We start from the raw sequence: 11,744 nt of genomic DNA, 5'->3' as shown, positions 1-11,744 counted from the left end.
AAAGTATTTAATATCGGATGGCGGTGTTAGGTCAGCTCTCATTCACAGAACGGTAGTAGTGTGAATGATTCGCTTAAGCTTAAATAGCCGTCGTCTCCGCTGCTACCCCTCGGTATGTAGGATAGAGAATATGCATAAAGATAATGATGTTGAAGCTTTAAAACACCAGTCATCAAGCGAATTCGACTACCAAAATTTCTCCGACGGTAAAAAAAGTACCAGCAGTAAACAGCGCTGGAAGTTGCTTGAAGGAGTTGCTAATTGGTCTCCAGGTATGGAGAAGCTGCATAAAAAGAGCTCAAGTGGGGCCCCCTCTGCAGAGAGAGACTTTAATGATGCAATGTCGAGACCTACCTCGCAAGCAACTACATCTCAGTCGACGTTAACTGGTCCGAACGCATACTTCAGTGGTGGTGCTCGTGAGCATAGGCTCGATGAGAGGGTTGGTACTGCCTCAGCGCCATCTAATGAGGGTGATGTACCCGCCGCTAAGCCCGTTAATCGACCATACACGTTGGACGAAACAGCATCGCGTGAATCTACACCCTTTAGTCACCTTTTCAAAGGTTACACTGAGAACGATCTTGACGATGAAAACCCTCCTACAACATCTTTAAAAGCGCTATTAAGGCAAATTGACTCATGACACTGATTTGTATGACATCCCCGAAAGGCGGAGTCGGTAAAACGACGTTAACAGCTAATCTGGCCTATACATTTCAACGTCAAGGTAAGCATGTCACCGTTATCGATTTTGACAGCCAAGACGCACTCAAGCTGCACTTTGGGCTCTCATTCGATGACACCGAGGGTGTTGTTACCGAAGGGCCACAGCTCTCCCATTGGGATAGCCTTACTGTCACCACAGACAGCGGTATTGACGTTCTCCCGTTTGGGCGAACTACCCGTGAAGAAAGGCGCTTTTTTGATCACTACTTATCAGATCCTAGGCAATTAGAAGAGGCGCTACGCTCATTTTACCAAGGCGAAGACAGGGTGCTTCTTGTTGATTTGCCGCCAGGCCATTCCACAGCACTCGATGCTGTTTCAAAATTGCAGCCTATATTTCTAACGGTACTAATGGCAGATAGTTCATCCGTTGCAGTGTTGCCTTCTATCGAGAATGGTGATTTTTTTCCAGCCGAAGTAGAAAGCGATATTTACTTCGTGGCTAATCAGTTAGACCTGCGTCAACGTTTAAGCGTTGACGTCTATGACTTATTGAAGAATCGTCTAGGTCCTCTATTGTTAGGTGCTATTCACAGGGATACTGCCGTTCCCGAGGCGCTTGCAGCTCAAACCTCTATCTTCCAACACGCATACTCATCTTCGGTCATCAGCGACTTAGAGCAGATTGTGGATAATCTCGCAAGGGTAATGCTAAACACGAACGCACACTCTATCAGCTCAGATAGGAGCGTATGAAGTGAAAGGTGCTATTTATAAACTCTGGATTGCCTTTTTTGTACTTCTTTATAGCATTGTGTTTATTGTGGTTGTCGCCACTCCCATGAGCCTAGCTAATCAATGGGTGTTCGGTGGTGTAACAGTATTGCTTCTTATTTGTATGGGGCAAACCACTTCCAGGCGAATTCGTTTGGCGATGGTGTTGCTGACTGCCATTACCTCAACACGGTATATGTATTGGCGTGTCACTGAAACGCTTGTGACTGAAGGGATAGCGGAAACTATTTTTAGTACAGGTCTGTTAGCCGCAGAGTGCTATGCGTGGTTGGTTTTGATTATTAGCTTCTTCCAAGTAGTAAGGCCTTTCGAGAGAAAAATTGTCCCACTCCCTGATGATACGTCACTGTGGCCAACTGTTGATGTCTATATACCCACTTACAATGAAAGTTTGGAGGTGGTGAGAGATACTGTTTTAGCGGCACAGAACCTTGATTACCCAAGTAGCAAGCTGAATGTTTACCTGTTGGACGACGGTAAAAGGGCAGAGTTTGGAGCATTTGCTTCACGAGCAGGTGTTGGCTACATAACTCGTGATGACAATGAGCACGCCAAAGCAGGGAATTTGAACAACGCTTTAAAGAAAACAAAGGGTGAATTAATTTGTATATTTGATTGTGATCACGTCGCTACCAGGGTGTTTTTACAAGCAACAGTAGGTGCTTTTTTAGATGATAAAGATTTAGCTCTTATCCAGACACCCCACCATTTCTATTCACCTGACCCTTTTGAGCGAAACTTGGTTAGTGGGCGGGACGTGCCTCATGAGGGCAGCCTTTTTTATGGTGCAGTACAAAAGGGTAATGATTATTGGAATGCCACCTTCTTTTGTGGTTCTTGCGCGGTTATTCGTCGGGCTGCGCTGGAGCAAACGGAAGGTTTTGCAGTAGAGACAGTTACCGAAGATGCCCACACTGCTTTAAAGCTACAGCGTAAAGGTTGGTCAACGGCATATCTTGGCATACCAATGGCCGCAGGCCTGGCAACAGAGCGGCTATCACTGCATATCGTTCAAAGAGCTCGTTGGGCCAGAGGCATGACGCAAATCATGCGGATGGATAACCCCTTGCTGGGTGGTGGGCTTACCTTTGCGCAGCGCTTGTGCTACCTGAATGCCATGCTCCATTTTCAGTTTCCCCTCGCGCGCTTTGTCTTTTTGACTGCGCCTTTAGCCTATCTACTATTTGGCCTCGATATTATTGAAGCTTCCCCCCAAGCAGTGGCTGCCTATGTTGTTCCGCATTTGTTTGGTGTTGTGTATACCAATGCCAAGCTTGTGGGTCGTTACCGCTATACCTTTTGGAATGAGATTTATGAAACAGTACTTACGTTTCACTTGCTTAAGCCGACCTTGGTAACACTGTTTGATCCAAAGCGTGGTAAATTTGATGTAACTGATAAGGGTGGCAAACTTGACCATAGCTTTTTCGATTTTAATGTGCTTAAGCCGCATCTCTTTGTATTGGTTTTACTCCTTGCTGGCGTCATATGGGGCACTGTTAGGTTGTTTTGGTGGAACGCCGGCGATGAACAGCTGAGTGTTCTACTTTTTAACGTTGTTTGGGCCTTTTTTAGCGCACTCTTTTTGTTGGCAGCGGTTGCTGTAGGTAGTGAGCAAAAGCAAGTGAGAGAGTATGTCAGAATTGATCTTAAACGACCCGCTGTGATCCATCTGGAGGGCGAATATACGTTAAGTACTTTTACGCATAATCTCTCTATGGGAGGCATTCAGGTGGAGGCGCCGACGGATCTTCCCAATGATGTCAATATTGATTACATAGAAATGTCTTTTGATAATCGTCCAATGCTATTTCCTGTTGCCTTGATAATGCGCGATAAAAAGCATGTTCGTCTGAAGTTTGATGAGCTAGATGTGAACCAAAGGCGAAAGTTGGTTAGATTAGTGATGGGGCGAGCAGATGCTTGGTTGGAAACAAGAGAAGTTCCTGCTGATAAGCCTATTCGCTCGATTATTACGGTTGTTAGGGCGGTTGCTGGCTTGTTCTTTAAGCGTTGGAAAGAGCGTGCCTTGTTCAATGGAGGTGATGGCAGCAGCCAACCCTCTTCTTCAGTTAAAAGCAACAGTAATGAGGCGGCAGTATCAACATCGAAAAGTGTATGGTTATGGCGGGCTCTATTCGTTGCGCTGATTGTCGTGGCGGTGATTTCTAGCCAACGAGCGTGGAGCCAGACTTCTGATGAGCGCCGATTACCTGCTGTTGACCAAAGTATCTTACCCAGCGATACAGGTACGACTGAGCAGTTGCAACAGGTAGATAGCTTGCCAAGTTCTTTTCTATCCAATGCGCTGCCATCCGTTAGGTTGAACCCAGATGGCGGATTAAACTTTAATAGTGAGGGGTCTTTCGGGCTTGAATCCCGCGAGCACGTTTTTCCTTTACGCCACTCAATGTCTGATAAAGGTGAAGAAGATCTGGTTAGGGTGCAGGGGAACGGATCACAGGTTGGGCTGGATTTTTCGATCAGCAGTAGTGAGGTGGTTACCGACGCGACACTTAACCTAGCCATTCAGTATTCAGATGCCATGCTAGAGGGCGTAAGCCGTCTGGACATTGCTCTCAACGGGGTAGTGATCGACACCATTCCACTGGATCGTTTTAATGCGGACGGTTATGTGGCTGAAATAGAGGTACCTCCCGAGCAAATTGTTACTTACAACACGCTGTTATTGAGTCTTGTCGGTCAAACCTTGTCGCAGTGTAACAACGTGCTCAGCGAAGATATCTGGGTAGAGATTGAGACCGAATCTTCATTAAGCGTTAATACGCAAGTGCTGCCACCCATCATTGATCTTTCACGGTTCCCAGCTCCTTTTTTTGATGACGCTGACATGGAGCGATTGAGCCTGCCTTTTGTGATGCCTGAGGCTCCTTCAGAATCGCTTTTGGCGGCAGCCAGTACAGCAGCTTCACAATTTAGTGTGCTTGCAGACTTCCGTGGTGCGGATTTCCCTGTTCACCATAATCAACTGCCAGATAGCCATGCCGTGGTCATGGGAACCCCAGAGGGGATGCCGCTAGGGCTGATGCTTCCCGAGGGTATTACGGGGCCGACAATACTGCAGATGCAGCATCCAGATAACCCTCTCTACCGGCTGCTGGTAATAACCGGCCGTAATGACCTAGAAGTAAGAACAGCGTCGCGCTATCTGGCACAGCGCTATGAGAGTTTGAGTGGGCAGCGGATAAGAGCCGAAGAGTTATCTATTGCTCCTCGTCAAGCCTTTGATGCACCTAAGTGGCAGTCATTGGATGAGCCTATTTATCTTGAACGGCTTGTGGATTCAGGCTCGATGACGGGAGAGGGTATTCGGCCATCCCCGCAAAATTATAGCTTCCGGCTACCGCCACTTTTTGTATGGGCTGGGGATGATGTCAATCTGCAGGTGAATTATCGATTTCCCGAGGGTGAGTGGCTGGATATTGATCACTCCCGCTTAGAGGTTAGTTTAAATGACCAGTATTTAGAGGGCTTGCCGGTTGAGAAAAATTCAATCGCCTGGGAACTGTGGAAGTTGCTAGGCAATGATATTCGCCAGGAGGAAGCCATTCTGGATATTCCCCAAGAGCAGCTTTATGGCAATAACCGACTGAGTTTTTATTTCAATATGGCGGTTCACACTCCTGAGGAGGGGTGTGATCTTGGCCTACCAGAACGTATTGAAACACGCATCATGCCAAGTTCTCATATCGACCTACGGGAGGCCCAAAAATTTGCCGCACTACCTGAACTCGCTTACTGGGTGAGTGCTGGCTACCCCTTTACCCAATGGGCTGATTTATCGCAAACGTCTTTACTTCTTCCCGAGGTGCCACATGCAAATGAGATAAGCGCAGCACTAGGTCTTGTGGGGCGAATGGCGAATGCGACGGGATATCCCAGTTACGGACTAGATATCCGAAAAGGGTTAAACATGAGTAGCGCCTTGGTTGATCGCGATCTTTTAGTGGTGGCCCGCGCAGATCACATTGAGCAGAGTGCTCTCAATGATCTCATGGATCCCTTTGCAGTTGTCGATGAGACGGTGCGCATTCAACCCTCAAGCCTATGGCAGCGCGTACAAGTTTGGGCGAAAGCCGATTTCTCTACCGAATCGGGACGAGCACGTAATGAACTCACCAGTCAGGCGCCGGAACAAGTTTTGTTGGCAACACGTTCGCCGATTAATGATGGCCGCAGTTTGATTTTGGCAACAGGCTTCAGTGATCAGGGCATTCAACAGTTAACGAGGGTCATTGATCAGCCAGAAATTAGCCGTCAGACCGTTGGAGATCTAGTTACCATCGATCAGGAGCAAAATGTTGAAGCCTATCGGGTTACGGAGCGAAATATACGAGGCAATATTAGCTGGAGTCGTTTAGTTCGCTGGTATGTGGGGCAGTACATCCTCCCCGCACTATTACTGATGATCATTATTGTGTTGCTTACGGCTGTTGTACTTCATGGCACATTGAATCGTCGAGAAAAATGGCGCACTCATCGCAAGTGATGAAAGAAAGGGTAGGGGAAACTTCATGCATAATTTATTTAGTATGCTTGCAAAAGCAAAGTACAAAAAAAGAGTATTGATTAGTGCGTTAGCATGTAGTTTTCCGGGTGGTCTGCTGTTGGCCCAAGAGAATATGTCGAGTGCTTTGGAAGCACTTTTAAATCAAGCTGACTACTGGCAAGAGAACCAGCGCCCAGATCTCGCCAGAGATGCCCTGGAGCGGTATCTTGATGGTCGGCCAGATCACCCAGAAGTGCTCTACCGGCTAGCAAGACAAGCGCTGATCAATGATCAGGTCGATGAGGCCCAGGAGTGGATTAACCGCCTAGAGCAACTGGATGGCAATGACCCACGGTTAGCCGACTTAAGACGCTTGGAGCGTGGGCAAAGTTTGAATAACTCGCAGCTTGAGAGTGCGAGACAGCTCGCCCGCAACAGTCAATACCAGGAAGCCGCGACGATTTATCGTGACCTTTTTGGTGGCCAAACACCGACTCGCGAGCTAGCTGTTGAGTACTACCAAACCCTTGCTGGCGCGGGAGATGACGGCTGGAGAGACGCGCGGGATGGACTTCAGCAGTTTCACAATGACTACCCTGGCGATAAACAAATAGAGCTCGCTTTAGGCGAGGTGCTCACTTACCGTGCAGGGACTCGGCGCGAGGGAATAGACACCCTCGCACGCTTGGCACAGAGCAGTGAATCCAGCGTGGCGAGCCGTGCCCAAGAGGCATGGAAGCAGGCGCTGGTCTGGCTTAGCGCTACGCCAGCTGATGAACAACTCTACCAAACATATCAGGATAGTTTTCCGCAAGACACCAGTGTGGCGGATCACTTTGAGGAAGCAACAACACAGAATCGTCGTGGGGCGGGTTACCTCGCGATGGAGTCGAACAACACTCGGGAGGCCGAGGCCGCTTTTCAAGCCGCTCTGGTAGAGAATCCCAACGATGCAGAGGCGAAAGCAGGCTTGGGGATTCTGAGGCTTCGTCAGCAACGCTTTAACGAAGCACGAGCTTTGCTACAAGAAGCGATGAATGAGGCCCCCAGTCGTCGTGATGAATGGATGCCTGCTTTTCAAAACGCCTCTTTCTACGCGCGTTTGTCGGAAGCACGTCGATTAGCTGATGCAGATAACCTTGAGCGGGCACTGTCCCAGGTGCGGCCATTAACCCAACAGGGTGGCAATGCTGGGCGTTCCGCGCGGCTATTAGAAGCCGATATTTTAAAGCGCCAGCGCCGACTGGATGCTGCAGAGCAAGCATATCGACGGATTCTCAGTGATTCGAGCAACAACGCAGATGCGCGTTTAGGGCTTGCTCAAGTATTGGCTGAAAAGGGCGATTGGGAAGAAGCACAGCAGATTGCACAAAACCTTCCAGCCAGCATGCGCGAGCAGTTAACTGGCGTGGCCTCAGGACAAGCAAATGAGCTACGTAATAGCGCGCAGAGTGGCGATGCTTTCGAAGCCGAGATAGCCCTTCGACAAGCGATTGAGCTAGTACCCAGTGACCCCTGGGCACGTCTTGATTTAGCGCGTTTGCTTCACGCCCAGGGGCAAGAAGAAGACGCTCGCCAGATCATTGCGGTGCTGGATCGCGCTGGCGCCACAGCTGAACAGAGATATGCTTACGCTTTATATGCTTCAGAGAGTGATCGATGGGATGAAGTGCAGCGTACATTGTCCGTCATACCTGCCGATGAGCTAACAGAGCCCATGCGCGCTTTGCGTCAGCAAGCTCGCTTACAGCAACCACTTCAGCAGGCGATAGCGCAAATAGAGCAGGGTAATCGAACGGCAGGGATTAATACACTAGAGCGGCTTTATGCCAGTGACAGCGACCTAAACCCACGCCAGGTTGGCCAAATTGCCAGCATGCTTAGTGATGCGGGTGAAACGCGCGAAGCTGCACGCTGGGTAGACAGAGATTTGCGGCAGGGATTCAACCCCGAGTATGCCAGCGCCTATCTAAACCACTCCTTAGTGTTGGCCCAAGATGAACGCCCTGGCGAAGCGCGTCAATTATTGAATCGCATTAATCAGCAAAAGGATGCCTCTCTATCCAGAGAGGATGTGAGCAGCGTTGAAACGGGCATTGCTGTAATTGAAGCGGATAGTTTGCGTCGCAATGGTCAGCTAGCCAGCGCCTATGATGCATTGGCCGCTCCCCTGCGTGAAAATCCAGAAGATGAGGCCCTGCTACTCGCGATGGGAAGGCTATATGCCGACGGGGAGCGCTATTCACAAGCGGAACAAATCTACACTTACGCATTAACGCGTCATCCTGAGAGTGACAGTGCGCTACAGGGAGCGGTGCAAACGACGCTTTCCGCAGGTCGTCCCAAAAAAGCGCAGCAATTACTTGACCGCTATATGACCGGTACAGATACGCCAGAAAGGTTGTTACTGCAGGCGCAGGTTGCTAGAAGCAATGGCGACTCTAGCCGGGCACTGGCGCTGCTCTCTGAGGCGCGCCAGTCCCTTGGGAGTAGCGGTGGTGCGCTGGGCGTCGCGTCATCAAATCCATTTAATGACCGCGCAGGCGGCCGCCCATCTGACGTCGGTGGACGTCCCAGCTGGTTGCCGGGGGGCAGTGGCAGTGAGCGTTACCGAGGCAGTGGCGAGCGAGCAGTGGCGAGTACGCCTAGCGTTAGGCAGCAAATCGATAATTTAGCCAGGGAGATTCGCTATGAGCGTGCACCGCGTATAACTGGCGAGTTTGCCTTTAACTTTCGGGATGGGGAGAGTGGCCTTAGCGAACAGAGCCGAGTGGAGGCGCCGGTGAGCTTCTCTGCCGCTCCATTCGGTGATGGGCGTTTTCAAGTGACAGTAACACCGACGTCCATTGATGCAGGCACTCCTACGGGTAATAGTGTTCAGCGATTTGGCCGCAGTGCATTAGCTGAAAGCGCAGGAACCTTAAACCAGTCTCTAAATGCACTAGACCCCATTCTGGATCAGGTTCAGGCGACGGTGACGGACTTTTTTACTGCCCAGGATCGTCTAGCCGCCGCGCAGGCGAATCCAGATATTCCTGAGTCTGAGGTTGCTCGCCTCACAGCCGATCTAGAGGCGGCTGAGTCGAATTATACCTCGGCGCTGGAGAGAAACCCTGTCTACGAGGCGGGCCTGCGTATTGAAGATCTCACTCAAGCGCAGCGGGCTGTTTTTGCCAATTACCTTGGTGAGCAAGGCGTGGATTTCGACAGCTTGGCGTTGAATGGCGAATCCCCTGAAAGTTTTGCCAGCAGCCGTGAATTGATCGAGACGTCACTGGAGGGGATTCAGTCTCGTCTGCAAAGTGCGTCACGAGCAGCGCGGCCTGGCAGTCAGCGGGAGTCAGGGGCCGCTCTAGCATTAGGGTACCAACATGGTGATGTGGAAATTGATGTAGGCAGTACGCCGTTAGGCTTCGACGAAACGAATATTGTCGGTGGAATCAACTGGACCCCTAACATCACTGAGAATACTGCGTTGTCGCTGACTGCCGAAAGGAGGGCCGTCAAGGATAGCGTCCTTTCCTACGCGGGGGCTTATGACGCCCAGACTGGTGATAGCTGGGGCGGTGTTGTGAGTACAGGTGGCCGGCTGGGTATCAACTACGATACCGCCGATGGTGGTCTCTATGCTAATGCGGGCATGTATGAGTACACGGGTAACAACGTAGCAGATAACACCGCCTACGATGTGTCCCTTGGTGGTTATCTGCGTCCCATCAATAATGAACGCCGTCAACTGCAAACGGGTGTGAACGTAACTGGGATGGCCTACGATAAAGATTTAAGTCACTTCACCTACGGGCATGGGGGGTACTTCAGCCCTCAAGACTACGTCAGTATCTCCTTCCCGTTACGCTACCAGGAGAACGTCAGCGAGGATCTATCTTGGGCAGCTCAGATATCACCCGGTTACCAAAGCTATAGCACCGATGATATTGACTATTTTCCAACTGACCCAGCCTCTCAAGAGCTGTTAGACGTTTTTGCAACACTAGGCGCAACCCCTGAATCACGTTACTCAGGCGAGAGTGTGAATGGGGTGGGCGTGTCGGTATCAGGTGAAATGAAATACAACATGACGCCCGAACTGTCGCTAGGCGGGCGAGTAGGCTTCAACAGCTTTGGAGACTACCAAGATACGTCCGCCGCGATGTTTATGAATTATACCTTTGGAGGTGGCAGTGACTAACCCTAACGTCGATACGCAAACTTACCTTGCCTACTACACGCAACACCATTGTAGTCCACAGTGGAAACGTTTTTTAACCCTCATGTTTGACGAGTTACTGACGCAAGCTGACCCCGAAGGGGCCGCAGGTTTTTTACGTCACATAGGCAGCCGTTTAGCGGCCGAGTGGCCGCTTGGCGAATACGCGACCCTGGAAGCGTTAGAGCAGTCGGTCAATACTGCGCTAGAGCAGTTAGATTGGGGCTGGGTAAGTATACGGCCGCAAGGCAGCCATTTGGTCATTCAGCATTACGCGTTTCCCGTTCCAAGCACTTCCGAAGCCTCATTTGAGCAAAGCTTTCAAGCCGTCGCTGCTGTGTTAGAAGGTGTGTATTCGACCTGGATCAATGAGCAGGGAGGCAGCGAAAAAACGCCGTTGCGGTGTGTTGATACAAACGTCACACTACGTTCATTGACCTTCCATTATGGTCGATAATATCAATGGCTACTTAAGGAAATCTTGCGATGAAGACGATGCTGCTCCGGGCTATAGCGGTGTTAACACTCACAGTAGGGCTATGCGGTATTGTCACCGCTAGCGCCGATGAAGTATCGCTAGATCGCGCATGGCAGGCATATTCCGAACGATTCATAACTGATGAAGGCCGAGTGATCGATACCGGCAACGGCAATATCAGTCACTCAGAAGGGCAGGGGTGGGGCATGATGCTGGCGCAGCATTACGGCGACCAGGAGACATTCCATAAGCTTTGGCAGTGGACTCGCCAGCACTTGGGTCGCCAGGACGTATCGCTTTTTTCGTGGCGTTACGACCCCAGCAAAACGCCTCCTGTGGTTGACAACAATAACGCTTCAGATGGTGACCTGTTCATCGCCTGGGCGCTATATTTGGCCGCAGAGCAGTGGGACAATCGCAATTACGCCAATGCATCGGGCAGTATCCGGCGCGCCATCGTGGATGAGCTCATCGTCGATATGGGCGGATACACGGTGCTGTTGCCTGGGATTGAGGGGTTTAAGCACAGTGATACGGCTGATCTTAACCCCTCCTACTGGTTTATTCCCGCTATGCTGGATTTTGCTGAGATCGCACCCGATGAGCCCTGGCAGGTCTTAATTGATGACGGGGTCGCTTTGCTAGACCAAACCACCTTTGGAAGGTACCGACTGCCCACAGACTGGATCACGCTTACTGCAGAGGGGGGGGTGTCTCCCGCAGAAGAATGGGAACCACGCTTTAGTTTTGATGCGGTGCGTATTCCTCTCTATTTTGCCTGGGGGGAGCGAGACGAAGCTGCGAGTCTTGGAAGCATCACGGCTTTTTGGAACGATCCGTCCTATCAACCTGCTTCTGCCTGGATAGATGTTACGACCGATGAGCGAGCAGAGTATCCCATCTCGCGTGGGGTGCGAGCGATCAATGCGTTTGCAAGCCATCAAGTTCTCCCTGACCCGGTTCCACAGCAAGAAGATGATTACTACTCCGCTACCCTATTGTTACTGACGCACATGGCGGATGATATGCGTTAATGCCAAGGCGTTGGCTTCAAGTTTGCTTCGCTGCAGTGCCACAACGGGATT

At 50.5% G+C, this 11,744-nt stretch carries 6 protein-coding genes; all 6 read left to right on the top strand.

Annotated features, from left to right (window positions below):
• The first annotated feature begins 130 nt into the window (after positions 1 to 130).
• The 6 genes from ACT3UM_RS08570 (at position 131) to ACT3UM_RS08545 (ending at position 11,693) form a co-directional block, all read left to right on the top strand.
• Positions 131 to 646, top strand: coding sequence for a hypothetical protein (locus ACT3UM_RS08570; RefSeq protein WP_498897888.1), 516 nt, complete (start codon positions 131 to 133; stop codon positions 644 to 646).
• Entirely contained in the window at positions 643 to 1,425 is a 783-nt protein-coding gene (bcsQ, locus tag ACT3UM_RS08565) for a cellulose biosynthesis protein BcsQ (RefSeq protein ID WP_498897886.1), read from the top strand. The genes ACT3UM_RS08570 and bcsQ overlap by 4 nt, the downstream gene beginning before the upstream one ends.
• Before the next feature lies 1 nt (position 1,426).
• Positions 1,427 to 5,974 (top strand): UDP-forming cellulose synthase catalytic subunit, encoded by a 4,548-nt coding sequence (bcsA, locus tag ACT3UM_RS08560; protein ID WP_498897884.1) that lies wholly within the window; start codon positions 1,427 to 1,429, stop codon positions 5,972 to 5,974.
• Between the two features lie 133 nt (positions 5,975 to 6,107).
• Positions 6,108 to 10,163 carry a cellulose biosynthesis protein BcsC gene (locus ACT3UM_RS08555; RefSeq protein ID WP_498897882.1) on the top strand — a complete coding sequence of 1,352 codons (4,056 nt, stop codon included), beginning with the start codon at positions 6,108 to 6,110 and terminating at the stop codon, positions 10,161 to 10,163.
• The gene (gene bcsD / locus ACT3UM_RS08550; protein ID WP_498897880.1) at positions 10,156 to 10,638 is read left to right on the top strand and encodes a cellulose biosynthesis protein BcsD; all 483 of its coding nucleotides are present in this window, start codon (positions 10,156 to 10,158) and stop codon (positions 10,636 to 10,638) included. Before ACT3UM_RS08555 ends, bcsD begins: the two co-directional genes overlap by 8 nt.
• Positions 10,639 to 10,667: 29 nt before the next feature.
• Positions 10,668 to 11,693: a family 8 glycosyl hydrolase gene (locus ACT3UM_RS08545; RefSeq protein ID WP_498897878.1), complete on the top strand. Its 1,026-nt coding sequence runs from the start codon at positions 10,668 to 10,670 to the stop codon at positions 11,691 to 11,693.
• The last annotated feature ends 51 nt before the right edge of the window (positions 11,694 to 11,744 follow it).

This window comes from Halomonas sp. AOP13-D3-9, from assembly GCF_052379125.1.
Lineage (GTDB): Bacteria > Pseudomonadota > Gammaproteobacteria > Pseudomonadales > Halomonadaceae > Vreelandella.
This window is presented reverse-complemented; position numbering and strand designations above follow the sequence as displayed.

Excerpts from the sequence above, each read along its gene's own strand:
- ACT3UM_RS08570 (WP_498897888.1), top strand. The coding sequence starts at position 131 with ATGCATAAAGATAATGATGTTGAAGCTTTAAAACACCAGTCATCAAGC.
- ACT3UM_RS08555 (WP_498897882.1), top strand. The coding sequence starts at position 6,108 with ATGTCGAGTGCTTTGGAAGCACTTTTAAATCAAGCTGACTACTGGCAA.
- bcsQ (WP_498897886.1), top strand. The coding sequence starts at position 643 with ATGACACTGATTTGTATGACATCCCCGAAAGGCGGAGTCGGTAAAACG.
- ACT3UM_RS08545 (WP_498897878.1), top strand. The coding sequence starts at position 10,668 with ATGAAGACGATGCTGCTCCGGGCTATAGCGGTGTTAACACTCACAGTA.